The organism is Pseudomonas sp. EA_35y_Pfl2_R111 (genome assembly GCF_963970955.1).
Taxonomy (GTDB): domain Bacteria; phylum Pseudomonadota; class Gammaproteobacteria; order Pseudomonadales; family Pseudomonadaceae; genus Aquipseudomonas.
This window is the reverse complement of the sequence record NZ_CAXAOM010000002.1, coordinates 876,120-892,223: the sequence shown is the minus strand read 5'-3', so window position 1 is coordinate 892,223 and position 16,104 is coordinate 876,120. Positions and strand designations below refer to the sequence as shown.

General features: G+C 58.2%; 18 protein-coding genes. 14 read left to right on the top strand and 4 right to left on the bottom strand.

Annotation, left to right across the window (positions count from 1 at the left end):
• The 3 genes from AACY25_RS12820 to ygfZ all read right to left on the bottom strand — a co-directional run bounded on the left by AACY25_RS12820 (window position 1) and on the right by ygfZ (window position 2,658).
• Entirely contained in the window at window positions 1–762 is a 762-nt protein-coding gene (locus tag AACY25_RS12820) for a substrate-binding periplasmic protein (RefSeq protein ID WP_339524948.1), read from the bottom strand.
• A gap of 68 nt (window positions 763–830) precedes the next feature.
• The gene (locus AACY25_RS12815; protein ID WP_339524946.1) at window positions 831–1,667 is read right to left on the bottom strand and encodes an HDOD domain-containing protein; all 837 of its coding nucleotides are present in this window, start codon (window positions 1,665–1,667) and stop codon (window positions 831–833) included.
• A gap of 49 nt (window positions 1,668–1,716) precedes the next feature.
• Window positions 1,717–2,658 carry a CAF17-like 4Fe-4S cluster assembly/insertion protein YgfZ gene (ygfZ, locus tag AACY25_RS12810; protein ID WP_339524945.1) on the bottom strand — a complete coding sequence of 314 codons (942 nt, stop codon included), beginning with the start codon at window positions 2,656–2,658 and terminating at the stop codon, window positions 1,717–1,719.
• 174 nt (window positions 2,659–2,832) lie between these two features.
• Here ygfZ and AACY25_RS12805 point away from each other — a divergent pair, with 174 nt between their 5' ends.
• Together AACY25_RS12805 and AACY25_RS12800 are read left to right on the top strand one after the other, a co-directional pair.
• On the top strand, window positions 2,833–3,087 hold the full coding sequence (locus AACY25_RS12805) for an FAD assembly factor SdhE (RefSeq protein WP_275963009.1): 255 nt from the start codon (window positions 2,833–2,835) through the stop codon (window positions 3,085–3,087).
• Entirely contained in the window at window positions 3,071–3,523 is a 453-nt protein-coding gene (locus tag AACY25_RS12800; protein WP_339524944.1) for a protein YgfX, read from the top strand. The genes AACY25_RS12805 and AACY25_RS12800 overlap by 17 nt, the downstream gene beginning before the upstream one ends.
• Here the strand turns inward: AACY25_RS12800 and nadB are convergent.
• Window positions 3,492–5,108, bottom strand: a complete 1,617-nt coding sequence (nadB, locus tag AACY25_RS12795; RefSeq protein WP_339524943.1) for an L-aspartate oxidase — start codon at window positions 5,106–5,108, stop codon at window positions 3,492–3,494. The genes AACY25_RS12800 and nadB overlap by 32 nt on opposite strands.
• 365 nt (window positions 5,109–5,473) lie before the next feature.
• On the opposite strand from nadB, the gene rpoE reads away from it, so the two are divergent.
• From rpoE to pdxJ, 12 genes are all read left to right on the top strand, one after another.
• The gene (gene rpoE / locus AACY25_RS12790; protein ID WP_339412179.1) at window positions 5,474–6,055 is read left to right on the top strand and encodes an RNA polymerase sigma factor RpoE; all 582 of its coding nucleotides are present in this window, start codon (window positions 5,474–5,476) and stop codon (window positions 6,053–6,055) included.
• A gap of 31 nt (window positions 6,056–6,086) precedes the next feature.
• Window positions 6,087–6,680 carry a sigma-E factor negative regulatory protein gene (locus AACY25_RS12785; protein ID WP_339524942.1) on the top strand — a complete coding sequence of 198 codons (594 nt, stop codon included), beginning with the start codon at window positions 6,087–6,089 and terminating at the stop codon, window positions 6,678–6,680.
• Between the two features lie 22 nt (window positions 6,681–6,702).
• Window positions 6,703–7,650 carry a MucB/RseB C-terminal domain-containing protein gene (locus tag AACY25_RS12780; protein ID WP_339524941.1) on the top strand — a complete coding sequence of 316 codons (948 nt, stop codon included), beginning with the start codon at window positions 6,703–6,705 and terminating at the stop codon, window positions 7,648–7,650.
• Window positions 7,647–8,102: a SoxR reducing system RseC family protein gene (locus AACY25_RS12775; RefSeq protein WP_339524939.1), complete on the top strand. Its 456-nt coding sequence runs from the start codon at window positions 7,647–7,649 to the stop codon at window positions 8,100–8,102. The genes AACY25_RS12780 and AACY25_RS12775 overlap by 4 nt, the downstream gene beginning before the upstream one ends.
• A gap of 82 nt (window positions 8,103–8,184) precedes the next feature.
• Entirely contained in the window at window positions 8,185–9,564 is a 1,380-nt protein-coding gene (locus AACY25_RS12770) for a DegQ family serine endoprotease (RefSeq protein ID WP_445262153.1), read from the top strand.
• Window positions 9,565–9,711: 147 nt separating this feature from the next.
• Window positions 9,712–11,511 carry a translation elongation factor 4 gene (gene lepA / locus AACY25_RS12765; RefSeq protein WP_339524936.1) on the top strand — a complete coding sequence of 600 codons (1,800 nt, stop codon included), beginning with the start codon at window positions 9,712–9,714 and terminating at the stop codon, window positions 11,509–11,511.
• Between the two features lie 6 nt (window positions 11,512–11,517).
• Window positions 11,518–12,372, top strand: coding sequence for a signal peptidase I (gene lepB / locus AACY25_RS12760; protein ID WP_339524934.1), 855 nt, complete (start codon window positions 11,518–11,520; stop codon window positions 12,370–12,372).
• A gap of 105 nt (window positions 12,373–12,477) precedes the next feature.
• Window positions 12,478–12,855 carry a DUF4845 domain-containing protein gene (locus AACY25_RS12755; RefSeq protein ID WP_339524932.1) on the top strand — a complete coding sequence of 126 codons (378 nt, stop codon included), beginning with the start codon at window positions 12,478–12,480 and terminating at the stop codon, window positions 12,853–12,855.
• Complete coding sequence (gene rnc / locus AACY25_RS12750; protein WP_339524930.1) at window positions 12,852–13,541, top strand: ribonuclease III; 690 nt, start codon at window positions 12,852–12,854, stop codon at window positions 13,539–13,541. Before AACY25_RS12755 ends, rnc begins: the two co-directional genes overlap by 4 nt.
• The gene (gene era / locus AACY25_RS12745; protein WP_339524928.1) at window positions 13,534–14,436 is read left to right on the top strand and encodes a GTPase Era; all 903 of its coding nucleotides are present in this window, start codon (window positions 13,534–13,536) and stop codon (window positions 14,434–14,436) included. The genes rnc and era overlap by 8 nt, the downstream gene beginning before the upstream one ends.
• A 62-nt stretch (window positions 14,437–14,498) precedes the next feature.
• Window positions 14,499–15,197 (top strand): DNA repair protein RecO, encoded by a 699-nt coding sequence (gene recO, locus AACY25_RS12740; protein ID WP_339524927.1) that lies wholly within the window; start codon window positions 14,499–14,501, stop codon window positions 15,195–15,197.
• On the top strand, window positions 15,190–15,936 hold the full coding sequence (gene pdxJ, locus AACY25_RS12735; RefSeq protein WP_339524925.1) for a pyridoxine 5'-phosphate synthase: 747 nt from the start codon (window positions 15,190–15,192) through the stop codon (window positions 15,934–15,936). The genes recO and pdxJ overlap by 8 nt, the downstream gene beginning before the upstream one ends.
• Window positions 15,937–16,104: the final 168 nt, after the last annotated feature.

The window sequence follows — 16,104 nt, the reverse complement described above, 5'->3', positions numbered from 1 at the left end:
TCAGGGAGCCAGGCTGAGTGGCTGCTGGATTTCCAGTAGGTACTGGGCGATTTTGCCGCTTTCGCGCAGCTGCGCCAGGCCCTGGTTGAAACGGGCGATCAGCTCGGCGTTGCCGGGTATTTCCCGTGAGAGCAGCAGGTGCAGGCTGTCGCTGCGTAAGGGTTTGGGGTGAAAGCTCAGCTGGGCGCGCTCGGCGGCGCTGAAGTGTTGGTGCAGCATGTCGAAGCCGACCACTTTATCCATCGGAAACAGGTCGACGCGGCCGGCAATCAGTTGGCGAAACGCGGTTTCATCGCTGGTCACTCGATTGACCCGCAGTTGTCCGCTGGCCTCGGCCTGTTGAAATGCTTCGCCGTAGTCATAGCCGCGGGTGCCAGCCAGGCGCCGGCCTTGCAGGTCGGTCACCTGCTGCCAGTCAAAGCTGTAGCCCTTGCGGTGGAACAGGTAGTAACCGCTTTCCACTACCGGGTCGCTGATAAAGAACTTTTCCTCACGTTCGTTGCTGCGCAGCCATACCGCGCTGCCGGCGCGTTGGCCGCGTTCGGCCAGTTGCAGCGAGCGCGCCCAGGGGTGGAACTCCCAGGCCACGTCGATACCTTGCAGGGCAAAGGCTTCGGCGACGATGCGTGAGGCGACGCCCTTGTGCGGCAGTTGCTCGCCCAGATAAGGCGGCCATTCACCGTTGGTCAGGCGCACTGAATCGGCGGCAGCGAGACCACCGCAGAACAGGCTGAACAGTACGGATAACAGCAGGGTGCGCATGAGCCGTATGCCGATGGCGGGGACTGTCTTCAGTCTAGTTGCATTCGGCTGCATGCGCGTGAAAGGCTCTACTGGAGCATGCTCATAGCCGCTTCCATGGCGGCGGAGAGGTCTTCGTCATCGTTGAGGTTCTGATTGGGGTCCAGGCCGAGTTTGCGGAAGGCCGGGATCTGGCTCCAGTCCAGCTGGGTGTAAGGATGCTCGCTGCCTAGGTAGCTCTGCAGGGTGGCGACCTGGACGATATCGACATAGTCGACCTTGGCGCTGTCGCGGGTGAAGTCCAGGTACTGGCCGGGCACCATGGCGATCAGCTCGGGGAACTCCCAGGTGTGCAGGATTTTGTCACCGATGATCGGGTGGATCTGCTCAATCACGTGGTTGAGGCTGATCGAGTCGGCCAGCAGTTCGCTGTGCTCTTCGGCGTAGGTGAGGATCGGCAGCACGCCAATCTGATGCACCAGGCCGGCGAGAGTCGCTTGGTCGGGCAGTAGGCGGGTGTAGTGCTTGCACAGCACATGGCAGATGCCGGCGATTTCCGTGCTTTTGTTCCACACTTCGCGCATCTTGCGGTCAACCACGTCGCTGGTGGCCTGGAACATCTGCTCCATCGCCAGGCCCGTGGCCAAGTTGCAGGTGTAGTTGATGCCGAGGCGACCAACGGCCATCTGCAGGTCGGTGATTTCCTTGTTGGTGCGCAGCAGCGGACTGTTGACCACTTTGATAATGCGCGCGGTCAGGGCCGCATCGTTGCCGATCACCTTGCTCAGTTGCGCGATGCCAATGTCCGGATCCTCTGCCGCCTCGCGGACCTTCAGCGCGACCTCCGGCAAGGTCGGCAGCACCAGTTCATCGTTGTCGATGGCCTGGATCAGTTCCTTTTGGACTTTCTCGGCAAGCTTGCTCATGGGCAATTCTCTTTAGACGGTCAGCAGTAGTAATAAGTGTAGTAAGCGCTTAGCGCTGTATTTCGCGGTCTGAATCCAGTGTATACGGCAAATCGAGCACGCTCAGCGTGTTGCCTTCGGCAGAACCCAGGTGAATCACGCCATTCAGTGCGGCTTCGTCCTGCAATACGGCGAGCAGTTCGACGCCGGCTGCGCTGCGCGCCGCCAGCACCACTTCACCGACGCTGGAGGCGTGGGTGGGGGAAAACAACGCAGTGGCCGGCTCTGGCACTTGAGTGTCGCGCAGCTCCAGGCGATACAGGCGGCGTTTGAGTTTGCCCAGGTACTGCATGCGCGCGACGATTTCCTGGCCGGTGTAGCAGCCTTTTTTGAAGCTGACGCCGCCTACGGCCTGCAGGTTGATCATCTGCGGAATAAACAGCTCGCGGGTGCTGCCCATAACCTGGCCAATGCCGGCGCGCACTTGCGCCAGGAGCCAGTCATTCAGCGGAGCTTCAGGCAATTGGCCAGCCAATTGCGCTTGAATGGATTCGGTCTGGCTGGCAGGAATCCAGAGTTCGGCGCGGCCGTCACTCAGGCGTACGGCTAGCAATTCATTGTTATGAGTCACGCTGTCAGCGTGTTCTGCGAGCTCTAGTCCGAGGCTGCGCAGGGCATCATCGCCGCCGCTCAGGCCGATGCGCAGCCAATCCTGACTTTCGTCGCTGAGTTTGGATTTGCTGAATACGGCATATTTCTTCAGGTCGGCGAGCTGTGTTTCGAGCAGCTCGCTGGCCATCGCCAGGAGGAAACCGTCACTCACGCTGACAATGCGAAAGCTCGACAGCATGCGGCCCTTGGGTGTGCAGCGCGCGCCTAGGCTGGAGTGGCTGTCGCTGAGGTAGTTGAGGTTGCAGGTGACCTGGCCCTGGAGGAACTTGTTGGCGTCCGGGCCGCGCACGGAGAGGATGCCTTCGTGGCTGAGGGTGCAGTAAAACGCGGTATCGGCCATGGTGAATTAGGTATCGCTGGATAAAAGTTAGGGGGCTCATCATAGAGCGCGTCTCGCACCTTGTCAGCGCTTGCTGCTGCTTCGCTTGTGGGCGTTACTTAGTTGGGTGATGCACGCGGTCAACAGCGGCGCTTTTCATCGGTATACTGCGCGCCTTATCCAAGGAGCATACCCATGGTTGACTCGGTTGAACTCAATCGTCTTTTTTGGCACAGCCGCCGCGGCATGCTGGAGCTGGATGTGCTGCTGGTGCCGTTTGTCAGGGAGGTGTATCCGCACCTCGATGAGGCTGACCGAGAGCGTTATCGCAAACTGCTCGAATGCGAAGATCAGGATATGTTCGGCTGGTTTATGCAGCGCGGCGAACCGGAAGATGCCGATCTTAAACGTATGGTTCGGATGATTTTGGACCGTGTCCAGCCCCAGTGATGTCTTCGATTGTCGGTGGCAGCCTTCACGGCAGCTGCTGCTCTGCTATGCCCTGATCCAGGGATTGGCGCTGCTTAGCCTGGTATTGGTAGAAATCCCGCTCTGGGCGCTATTACCCGGAATTGGTTTCTGTCTCGCTCATGCCGCTTGGGTACTACCGCGGCATTTGCTGCTAAGTGCACCGTCGGCTTACCGGGCGCTGCGTTGCACGGCGGATGGTTGGCAGGTGCACAGCGCGGCGCAGGGCTGGCAGGCTATCGAGCTGCATCCCGATAGCCTGGCCTTGCCGATGATTGTGTTGCTGCGTTTTCGCCTAGCTGGGCAGCGCCGCGTGCGCTCGTTGTGCATCGGCCGCGACAGCCTGGCGCGGGATCAACACCGGCGCTTACGGGTGCGGCTGAAGTTCAGTCGCCATAGGTGGGCGGCAGCAGAATAGTGTCCTTGGCCTCGGCCAACTGTTGTGGATAGTCCAGGGTGTAGTGCAGGCCGCGGCTTTCGTGGCGTTGCATGGCGGAGAGAATCATCAGCTCAGCGACCTGGGCCAGGTTGCGCAGCTCGATCAAATCACGGCTGACCTTGTAGTTACTGTAGAACTCGTGGATTTCATCGAGCAGCAGACGTACCCGATGTTCGGCCCGTTGCAGGCGCTTGTTGGTGCGCACGATGCCGACGTAGTCCCACATAAAGCGCCGTAGTTCGTCCCAGTTGTGCGCAATGATCACGTCCTCATCGGAGTCGGTGACCTGACTGGCGTCCCAGCCGGGTAGGGCGCTTGGCATGCTGATCTGCTCCAGCTGGGCAAGGATATTTTCGGCCGCTGAGCGGGCATAGACGAAACATTCCAGCAGCGAGTTGCTGGCCATGCGGTTGGCCCCGTGCAGGCCGGTAAAGCTGGTTTCGCCGATGGCATACAGGCCGGGGATATCGGTGCGGCCGCTCTGGTCGACCAGTACCCCGCCGCAGGTGTAATGCGCCGCTGGTACTACGGGGATCGGCTCTTTGGTGATATCGATGCCGAAGTCCAGGCAGCGCTCATAGACGGTGGGGAAGTGTGATTTCACAAAATCAGCTGGTTTATGACTGATGTCGAGGAACACGCAGTCGATCCCCAGGCGCTTCATCTCATGGTCGATGGCGCGGGCGACGATATCCCGTGGTGCCAGTTCGGCGCGCTCATCGAAGCGCGGCATAAAACGCTCGCCGTTCGGCAGCTTGAGCAGCGCACCTTCACCGCGTAGCGCCTCGGTGACCAAAAAGCTTTTGGCTTTCGGGTGGTACAGGCAGGTCGGGTGGAACTGGTTGAATTCCAGATTGCCGACCCGGCAGCCGGCGCGCCAGGCCATGGCGATGCCGTCGCCGCAGGCGCCGTCCGGGTTGCTGGTGTAGAGATAAACCTTGGCCGCGCCGCCCGTTGCGAGAATCACAAAGCGCGCACTGAATGTATCGACTTCGCCACTGGCGCGGTTAAGCACGTACGCGCCCAGGCAGCGCTGGCCCTCCAGGCCGAGTTTGCGCTCGGTGATCAGGTCGACGGCGACGCGCTGCTCCAGCAGTTCAATATTGCTACGCTGCCTGGTCTGTTCCAGCAAGGTGTTGAAGATTGCCGCGCCGGTGGCGTCTGCTGCGTGAATAATGCGTCGGTGGCTGTGGCCGCCTTCGCGGGTTAGATGGAACTCGAAGCCGCCGTCTTCGCGGGCGGTCTGGTCGTCGCGGGTAAAGGGCACGCCCTGATCGATTAGCCACTGGATGGCTTCGCGACTGTGCTCGACGGTGAAGCGTACGGCGTCCTCGCGGCACAAACCGCCGCCGGCGTTGAGGGTGTCCTCGACATGCGATTCAATCGTGTCAGTATCATCGAGCACAGCCGCCACGCCGCCTTGCGCCCAATATGTCGAGCCATTGGACAGATTGCCTTTGCTCAATACGGCAATGCGCAAATGCTCTGGCAGAGTAAGAGCCAGGGTCAGGCCGGCTGCACCGCTGCCGATAACCAGAACGTCGTGTTGAAAATGTTGGCTCATGTCCGAATTCCGCGAAAGGCGGCCTCTAGTATATAGAGGGGGTGAACGGCACAATAGCCAGCTTATGACCAAGTGCGTTACTCGGGAACTTTTTAAGTGTTTCGAGTTCCATAGGCGGTTGTTTGGATAAGAACTCGTCTGAGTCAGGCGGTATGCAACGGGCCTGTATTTGCCTGGCTTGAGGGTGATTCAGACTACAGGCGCAGCAGCGGATTCCCTTTGCTGCGCTGTTCCGCGCAGGGCTTTTTAAGTTTTCTGCAGGAAGCTTGTTTGAAGGAGAGAACTTTTGTGCAATGCCCCAGTCTACTTTGGCAGATTGATTCAGGGTTGGTGTTGCACTCCTTCAAACCTAATGAGGAGTTTTCATGCTAACCCAGGAAGATGATCAGCAGCTGGTCGAGCGCGTACAGCGTGGTGACAAGCGTGCATTTGATCTATTGGTGCTCAAGTACCAGCACAAAATTCTCGGGTTGATCGTGCGCTTTGTGCATGACACCCATGAAGCACAGGATGTGGCGCAGGAAGCCTTCGTCAAGGCGTATCGGGCGTTGGGTAATTTTCGAGGTGACAGTGCGTTCTATACGTGGTTGTACCGCATTGCCATCAATACAGCGAAGAATCATCTGGTGTCACGTGGTCGACGTCCGCCAGACAATGATGTAAGCGCCGAAGATGCTGAGTTTTACGATGGTGATCATGCCCTCAAGGATATCGAATCGCCGGAGCGGGCGTTATTGCGCGACGAGATCGAAGCCACCGTACACCGCAGCATTGAACAATTGCCGGAAGATTTACGCACAGCGCTAACCTTGCGTGAATTTGATGGTCTGAGTTACGAAGACATTGCGAGCGTCATGCAGTGTCCGGTCGGCACCGTGCGTTCGCGAATTTTCCGGGCGCGCGAGGCCATTGATAGATCCTTGCAACCTTTGTTGCAGGAAGCCTAAGACAGCGGCGTCAGCCAAGAGAGGAACCGCCATGAGTCATGAAACCATGCAGGAATCGCTGTCCGCGGTGATGGATAACCAAGCGGATGAACTTGAACTACGGCGAGTGCTGGCGGCCAGTGATGACCCTGAGCTGCGAGCCACGTGGTCGCGCTACCAGATCGCGCGCGCCGTCATGCATAAAGAGCTGCTTGAGCCGCGCCTCGATATTGCTGCCGCCGTGTCTGCGGCTCTGGCTGACGATATTGCTCCTGTAGCCCAGCAACTGCAGCGTGGTCCTTGGCGTACAGTCGCTCGTCTGGCTGTTGCAGCTTCGGTTACCGTCGCCGTGCTGGCGGGTGTGCGCCTGTACAACCAAGACGACATCACCGGTACGCAGTTGGCGCAGCAAGCTACGCAGCCGCCACTCAACATTCCGCAAGCCAATGGGACTGCGACGTTGGCGGGCTTCAATCTTTCTGAAGAGCAAGTCGCTCCAGCGGCCAGTGCCGTGGGCCAAGGTCAGCCTGGATGGCACGAGCAGCGTTTGCCAGCCTATCTGCGGCAGCATGCGCAGCAAGCGGCCATGAATACGGGGGAAAGTGCGCTACCTTATGCGCGTGCGGCCAGTCTCGAAAACCGTTAACGGCCCGTAGTTAAGGAGGCGCATGCGCTTTATTCCATTTAGCGCTCTGCTACTGGGTAGCTGGCTGGCGTTGCCGGTCGCTGCCGAGGAGGGGCGAGTCTTATTGCAGCGTTTGGCGGATGCCGAGCGTACACAGAGTTTTCAAGGCACGTTTGTATACGAGCGCAATGGCAGTTTTTCGACGCACAGCATCTGGCATAGCGTCGATGAGGGCGGCATCCTACGCGAGCGCTTGCTGCAATTAGATGGTGCTGCTCAGGAAGTGTTACGCATCAATGGCCAAGTGCAATGCGCCAGCGGTACGTTGGCTGACCAATTGATCGACAGCCAGCTATGGCCCGCTCGGGTGTTGAATGCCGAGCAATTGAGTGAGTGGTACGAGCTTCGAGTGCTGGGCAAGTCCCGCGTGGCGGGGCGGGCTACGCGTGTACTGGCATTGGTGCCGCGCGACCAGCACCGATATGGCATTGAGCTGCACCTTGATAAGCAAACAGGCTTGCCGCTCAAGTCTTTGCTAGTCAATGACAAGGGGCAGCTGCTGGAACGCTTTCAGTTTACCCAGCTACAAACTGATACCCCCACGGCCTCCGATCTTGAGGCCGGTGCACGGTGTCGCCCCGTGCGTTTGCCTGTTGCTCAGTCTGAGGCAATCGAGGCTTGGCGCTCGGAATGGCTGCCACCCGGCTTTCGCCTCAGTTCAGTTACCGAGCGCCGTAGTCCTGCATCGAATGAATCGGTCGCCTGCCAGGTCTATGACGACGGGCTGGCACGGTTTTCTGTGTATATGGAGCCGCTGCGCGGCGCGGTTGTTGAGGATGTTCGTACCCAGTTAGGGCCGACCGTGGCAGTTTCGCGTCGATTGAAAACCGATGACGGCGACGTCATGGTCACCGTGGTCGGTGAAATACCCTTGGGTACGGCTGAGCGAGTGGCCTTGTCGATGCGTTCGGCTATAGAGGTGACGCAGTGATTGAAGAGCAGGGGCGAGTCGTGGCTGTTGAGCCCGGTGCTGTCTGGGTCGAAACTCTGCGCAAAAGCACCTGTTCCAGCTGCTCAGTCAAGGCCGGTTGTGGCCAGAGCCTGCTTGACCAGCTTGGGGCAAGCGGTCGTCGTGGTTATATCCGTGCACTGTCAAGTTTGCCGCTCAATGTTGGTGATGCGGTCATTATCGGTGTGCGCGAGGATCTGCTGGTACGCGGCTCGCTGTTGGTTTATTTATTGCCATTGCTTGGGTTGTTTGCTGCGGCGGTACTGGCCGAGCAAATGGGCTTGGGTGAGCCCTGGGTGATACTCAGTGCACTGCTCGGTTTTTTGTTTGCCTGCTGCGCTGTGCGCTGGCGTAGTCGTCTTAGGGCCGGCGATCCGGCTTTGCAGCCTGTGGTGTTGCGTACATTGCTTGGCGGTGTCGCAGCGGCGTTTTAAGACTTTTGCTGGCTTAATGGGGAGTTGTATGTCGAAGCTTGGTCTGAAATCTTCTTTTACTGCGTTGTTTGCCGTGTTGCTTATGGGGCAGGCGCTGGTTGCGCAAGCGAGCTTGCCGGATTTCACCGAGTTGGTGGAGCAGGCGTCACCAGCGGTCGTCAATATTAGTACGCGGCAGAAGATGCCAGATCGTGCGGTGGCTGGCAGCGGCTCGCTCAATGTGCCTGATTTGGAAGGCCTGCCGCCGATGTTTCGCGAGTTTTTCGAACGTAATGTTCCTCAGGTGCCGCGCGCTCCTGGCGGCGGTCGGCGTGAAGCTCAGTCCCTAGGTTCGGGCTTTATCATTTCTGCCGATGGCTATGTGCTGACCAATAATCATGTGATTGCCGATGCCGATGAAATTATCGTGCGTCTGTCGGATCGCAGTGAGCTGGAAGCCAAGTTGATTGGTACTGACCCGCGTAGCGATGTTGCGTTACTTAAGGTTGAAGGTAGTGACCTACCAATCGTCAACCTGGGTAAGTCAGAAGATCTGAAGGTCGGTGAGTGGGTTTTGGCGATCGGCTCGCCTTTCGGCTTCGATCACTCGGTAACGGCCGGTATCGTCAGTGCGAAGGGTCGCAGTCTGCCCAACGAGAGTTATGTGCCATTTATTCAGACTGACGTAGCGATCAATCCGGGGAACTCCGGCGGTCCGCTATTCAATCTGGCGGGTGAAGTGGTCGGTATCAATTCGCAAATTTTTACCCGTTCCGGCGGTTTTATGGGCTTGTCGTTTGCCATCCCGATGAGTGTGGCGATGGATGTGGCCGACCAGTTGAAGGCTGAAGGCAAGGTCAGTCGCGGTTGGCTGGGTGTGGTGATTCAGGAAGTGAATAAGGATCTGGCTGAGTCGTTTGGTCTGGAAAAGCCCGCTGGCGCGCTAGTGGCGCAGGTATTGGAAGATGGCCCGGCCGCTAAGGGTGGTCTGCAGGTCGGTGATGTGATTCTTAGCCTGAATGGCAAGTCGATCATCATGTCCGCTGATCTGCCGCATCTGGTTGGCGCCCTCAAACCAGGCACTAGCGTCGAGCTGAACGTGGTGCGCGATGGGGCGCGTAAAAAGTTGCAATTGAAAATCGGTGCGCTGCCAGAAGATGGTGAGGCCTTGGCCAATGCCGCTACACCTGGAGTCGAGCGCAGCAGCAACCGTCTAGGGGTGAAGGTGGTTGAGCTGAGCGCTGAGCAGCAGAAGAGCCTCGACCTAAAAGGGGGGGTGGTGATCTCCGAAGTGCAGGACGGCCCGGCGGCGTTGATTGGCTTGCGTCCGGGTGATGTGATTACTCATTTGAACAATCAAGCGATCAATTCGGCCAAAACCTTTGCCGAGGTGGCGCAGGCGCTACCGAAGAATCGCTCAGTGTCGATGCGCGTGCTGCGGCAGGGGCGTGCCAGCTTTATCACCTTCAAGCTGGCCGACTAACGGCAATGACAGGGTAAAAGGGCGACTTCGGTCGCCCTTTTACATGGTGCTGTCGTGTGGTCTTGATGACGTGCAAGGTGGCTTTCGGGTACACTTCGCGGCTATTTTCGGCGGGCAGTCGCCTGCGACCTTTTTGAGTGTTGATCCGTGAGTGATTTGAGTCATATCCGCAATTTCTCCATCATCGCCCACATTGACCACGGCAAGTCGACCCTGGCCGACCGGTTTATCCAGATGTGTGGCGGCTTGGCCGACCGTGAAATGGAGGCCCAGGTGCTGGACTCCATGGACCTGGAGCGCGAGCGCGGGATCACCATCAAGGCGCACAGCGTCACCCTGTACTACAAGGCCCGTGACGGTATCACCTATCAGCTGAACTTCATCGATACCCCAGGGCATGTCGACTTCACCTATGAAGTCAGCCGGTCCCTGGCGGCCTGTGAGGGCGCATTACTGGTGGTCGATGCCGGTCAGGGGGTAGAGGCGCAGTCGGTAGCCAACTGCTACACCGCCATCGAGCAAGGCCTTGAGGTCATGCCGGTGCTGAACAAGATCGACCTGCCCCAGGCCGATCCAGATCGGGTCAAGGAAGAGATCGAAAAGATTATCGGCATTGATGCCACCGACGCCGTGACCTGCAGTGCCAAAACCGGGCTGGGCGTGGATGAAGTGCTTGAACGTCTGGTACAGACCATTCCGGCGCCGACTGGTGATATCGATGCGCCGCTGCAGGCGCTGATCATCGACTCCTGGTTCGACAACTATTTGGGCGTGGTCTCGCTGGTGCGCGTGCGTCAGGGCCGCGTGAAGAAGGGCGACAAGATTCTGGTCAAGTCGACCGGCAAGGTTCACCTGGTCGACAGCGTAGGCGTGTTCAATCCAAAGCACACCGCCACCGTCGATCTCAAAGCGGGTGAAGTCGGCTTTATCATCGGCAGCATCAAGGACATTCACGGCGCGCCAGTAGGCGATACTCTGACTCTGAGTTCGACACCAGACGTCGCAGTGCTGCCCGGTTTCAAGCGTATTCAGCCGCAGGTCTATGCCGGCCTGTTCCCCGTGAGTTCTGATGACTTCGAAGATTTCCGTGATGCGTTGCAGAAGCTGACCCTGAACGACTCTTCACTGCAGTATTCGCCGGAAAGCTCCGACGCACTGGGCTTCGGCTTCCGTTGCGGCTTCCTTGGCATGCTGCATATGGAGATCATCCAGGAGCGCCTGGAGCGTGAATACGACCTGGATCTGATCACCACGGCGCCGAGCGTAATCTTTGAAGTCGTACTCAAGACCGGTGAGACGATCTACGTCGATAACCCATCCAAACTGCCGGATATCTCCTCGGTCGAGGATTTCCGTGAGCCGATCGTACAGGCCACTATCCTGGTGCCTCAGGAACACCTGGGTAACGTGATTACCCTGTGCATCGAGAAACGTGGCGTGCAGCGCGATATGCAGTTCCTCGGTTCTCAGGTTCAGGTTCGCTATGACCTGCCGATGAACGAAGTGGTGCTCGACTTCTTCGACCGCCTGAAATCCACCAGCCGCGGCTACGCCTCGCTGGACTACCATTTTGATCGCTACCAGTCGGCCAACCTGGTCAAGCTGGATGTGCTGATCAATGGTGACAAGGTCGATGCACTTGCCTTGATCGTGCATAAGGACAACGCCCACTACAAAGGCCGCGCGTTGACCGAGAAGATGAAAGAGCTGATTCCACGGCAGATGTTCGACGTGGCGATCCAGGCTGCAATTGGTGGGCAGATCGTTGCGCGGACTACGGTCAAGGCGCTGCGCAAAAACGTATTGGCCAAATGCTACGGTGGTGACGTCAGCCGTAAACGTAAGCTGCTGGAGAAGCAGAAGGCCGGTAAGAAACGCATGAAGCAGGTCGGTAATGTGGAAATTCCACAGGAAGCTTTCCTCGCTGTGCTCAGGTTGGATAGTTAAGGTCCTATGTCGATCAATTTCCCGCTGTTACTGGTTATCGCCGTCGCCGTCTGTGGCGCGCTGGCGTTGTTCGACCTGATCTTTCTGGCCCCGCGCCGGCGAGCCGCTATCAGCACCTACCACGGTCAGGTCAGTGAGCCTGATGAAGCGGTGGTGGAACGCTTGAATAAAGAGCCTTTGCTGGTGGAATACGGCAAGTCGTTCTTCCCGGTGCTGGCGATTGTGCTGGTGTTGCGCTCGTTTTTGGTCGAACCCTTCCAGATTCCATCCGGCTCGATGAAGCCGACCCTGGAAGTGGGTGATTTTATTCTGGTCAACAAGTTCGCCTATGGCATCCGCCTGCCGGTGCTGGACATCAAGGTGATCGAAGTGGGCGACCCGCAACGTGGCGATGTCATGGTGTTTCGTTATCCCAGCGATCCGAATATCAACTACATCAAGCGTGTAGTCGGCTTGGCCGGCGACCGTATTGCCTATAGCAGCGACAAACGCCTGACCATCAATGGCGAGTCTGTAGCGCAGCAATTGATTGGCGATGAGCCGGGCAGCCTGGGCAGTGCGACGCTGTACAGCGAGAAGCTCGGTGAGGCCGAACACCAGATACGTAAGGAAATGCAACGTTATCGGCTTGAGCCGGGCCGTGAGTGGGTGGTGCCGCAAGGGCATTACTTTATGATGGGCGACAACCGTGACAACTCCAATGACAGCCGTTACTGGAATGATCCAGCCATTCCAAAACCGCTGTGGGGCATGGTGCCGGATCAGAATATTGTCGGCAAAGCCTTCGCCATCTGGATGAGCTGGCCGGATCCGAAGTCGAGCAATCTACCTAATTTTTCTCGCGTGGGTTTGATTCACTAATCCTACTGACAAATTTGCGACGCTGTTAAATACAGCGCCGCAGGCTATATATAGTCTTGCCTCCAGCCGTAACGGCTTTCACATAACTCGAATTTGGGGACAAATATGAAATCTGCGCATTCGCAAAAGGGAATGTCGATTCTTAGTTGGTTGATGGTGCTGGCTGTGGTCGTCTTTTTGGCCAGCGCGGCGTTCAAGGTATTGCCACATTACTTCGACTATATGTCTCTGGAGAAAATGATTACTTCGGTTGAGACCGATAAAGCAGCTGATGTTCGTAATGTTAACGACTTCTATGGCCATATCAGCAAGGGCATGCAGATCAACAGCATCCGTGATTTGAATATTCAAGACGCGATTAAAATAAAAGTTGAAAACAACGAATTTCGTGTGCACCTGAAATACGAGAAACGCGAGCCGTTGATCGAGAATATCGATCTGGTCGTGCGTTTCGATAAAGAATTCCGCGTGCGTATGCCGTGAGTGCGTCGTTAGCCCGTCTCGAGCGGCAGCTCGGTTATACCTTCAAGGACCAGGAACTGATGATCCTGGCCCTTACCCATCGTAGTTTCGCCGGGCGCAATAATGAGCGCTTGGAATTTCTCGGTGACGCCATCCTTAATTTTGTCGCAGGTGAAGCGCTGTTTCAGCGCTTCCCACTGGCCCGTGAAGGGCAGCTGTCGCGTCTGCGTGCGCGCTTGGTCAAGGGGGAGACCCTGGCCATTCTGGCTCGCGGCTTTGATCTGGGTGAGTATCTGCGCCTCGGCTCCGGCGAGCTGAAAAGCGGTGGTTTCCGCCGCGAATCGATTCTCGCTGATGCTCTGGAAGCGCTGATCGGTGCCATCTATCTTGATACTGGAATGGAGGCGGCTCGCGAGCGTGTTCTGGCCTGGTTGGCCACTGAGTTGGACAGCCTGACGCTGGTCGACACCAACAAAGACCCGAAAACCCGTCTGCAGGAGTTTCTGCAGTCGCGCGGCTGTGAGTTGCCACGTTACGAAGTGGTGGATATTCAGGGCGAGCCGCACTGTCGGACATTCGTGGTCGAATGTCAGATCACCTTACTCAATGATAAAACCCTGGGGCAGGGTGCCAGCCGGCGTATTGCCGAGCAGGTGGCGGCCGCTGCCGCGCTGATCGCCCTGGGTGTGGAGAATGGCAATGACTGATACACCTGTTACACGCTGTGGCTACGTCGCCATCGTCGGCCGGCCCAACGTGGGCAAGTCAACGCTGCTCAATCACATCCTCGGCCAAAAGCTGGCGATTACTTCGCGCAAGCCGCAGACCACACGGCACAACATGCTCGGGATCAAAACCGAGGGCGAGGTACAGGCGATCTATGTCGACACCCCCGGCCTGCACAAGAACAACGAGAAAGCACTTAACCGCTATATGAACAAGAACGCCTCGTCGGCGCTGAAGGATGTCGACGTGGTGATTTTCGTGATCGATCGCACCCGTTGGACCGATGAAGACCAGATGGTGCTTGAGCGTATTCAGTACGTTGAAGGTCCGGTGATCTTGGCGATCAACAAGACCGATCGCATCGAGGACAAAGCCGAACTGATGCCGCATCTGGAGTGGCTGGCGACCCAGTTGCCGAAGGCCGAGATCGTGCCGGTCTCTGCGCAGCATGGGCATAACCTCGACACCCTGGAAAAACTGGTGGGTGAGCACTTGCCGGAAGGCGTGCACTTCTTTCCTGAAGATCAGGTTACTGATCGCTCCAGCCGCTTCTTCGCTGCCGAGCTGGTGCGCGAGAAGATCATGCGTCAGTTGGGTGCCGAACTGCCGTATCAGATCACCGTGGAGATCGAGGAATTCAAGCGCGATGGGCGCATCCTGCATATCCACGCGCTGATTCTGGTGGAGCGTGATGGGCAGAAGAAGATCATCATTGGCGACAAGGGCGAGCGGATCAAACGCATCGGCCAGGAAGCGCGCAAGGATATGGAAGTGATGTTCGACTCCAAAATCATGCTCAACCTCTGGGTCAAGGTTAAAAGTGGTTGGTCCGACGATGAGCGCGCCTTGCGCTCCCTGGGTTACGACAACATCTAGCCCTGCACGGGCGCGCCTTTGCGCCCGTTCCTGCGTCCCGTCACATTGAGTCGCCACCGGCCATGCTCGCAGACAGTCAACCTGCCTATGTACTGCACAGCCGCGCTTACCGTGAAAGCAGCGCGCTGGTGGATTTTCTCACCCCAAAGGGTCGTTTGCGCGCGGTACTGCGCGGCGCACGGGGCAAAGCCGGCAGTCTGGCGCGGCCATTTATTCCCCTGGAGGCCGAGTTTCGCGGGCGTGGCGAGCTGAAGAATGTCGGCAGCCTCGACCCTGCCGGTATCCCCAATCTGTTGGTGGGGGAGGCGCTGTTTTCCGGTCTGTATCTAAACGAGCTGCTGATTCGCCTGCTGCCCGCCGAAGATCCTCATCCCGCAGTGTTCGAGCACTACGCCATGACTGTGCTGGCCCTTGCCGAGGGCCGTGCGCTGGAGCCCTTGTTGCGTTCTTTTGAATGGCGTCTTCTCGATGAGCTGGGCTATGGTTTCGCCCTGGATCTGGACAGTGAGGGGCAGCCCATAGCCGCCACTGGCCTGTATCGTCTGCATACTGAAACCGGGCTGGTGCCGATTGGCCAGTTGCAGCCTGGTGCTTTTCAAGGGGCTGAGTTGCTGGCCATGGCGGAGGCCGATTGGGCTGCGCCTGGCGCGCTCGCCGCGGCCAAACGGCTGATGCGCCAGGCCCTTGCCCCTCATTTAGGTGGCCGACCGCTGGTTAGCCGCGAATTGTTTATGACGCTCAAGGAGCCAAGCCGTGACTGATGCCAATCGTATTCTGCTGGGTGTGAACATCGACCATGTGGCCACCCTGCGTCAGGCCCGTGGAACTCGCTATCCCGACCCGATCAAGGCCGCTCTGGACGCTGAAGAAGCCGGTGCCGACGGTATCACCGTGCACCTGCGTGAAGACCGCCGGCATATCCAGGAGCGCGATGTGCGTGTGCTCAAGCAGGTCATGCAAACGCGGATGAACTTCGAGATGGGCGTGACCGAGGAAATGCTCGCTTTTGCCGAGAGTATTCGCCCGGAGCATGTGTGTCTCGTGCCGGAAACCCGCCAAGAGCTGACCACCGAAGGCGGTCTGGATGTCGCCGGGCAGGAAGCGCGGATTCGCGAAGCGGTCGAGCGCCTGAGCAAGATCGGCTGTGAAGTGTCGCTGTTTATCGACCCTGACCCACAGCAGATCGAGGCGTCCAAGCGCGTCGGCGCACCGGCCATCGAACTGCACACCGGGCGTTACGCCGATGCGCATACCCCGCAAGAGACTGCTCGCGAGCTGGCGCGGATTCGCGACGGTGTGGCCTGCGGCCTGCAGCATGGCCTGATCGTCAATGCCGGCCACGGCCTGCATTACCACAACGTCGAACCGGTGGCGGCGATTGCCGGGATCAACGAGCTGAATATCGGCCATGCCCTGGTAGCTCACGCCTTGTTCGTCGGCTTTAAGCAGGCGGTGATTGAGATGAAACAGCTGATTGTTGCGGCGTCAGGGCGCGGCTGACTGCATCCCTGTAGGAGATCCCCCGTCGTTAAGACGCCGCGCTGTCGCGCAGCAAACTGGGGGCAATTGCGTCTTTCGGCTGTAGGAGCGGGCCATGCCCGCGATGCGTTTCGCGGGCATTGCCCGCTCCTACAGGTCTTTGTGCGGATTTAATTTCTGTACATAAAG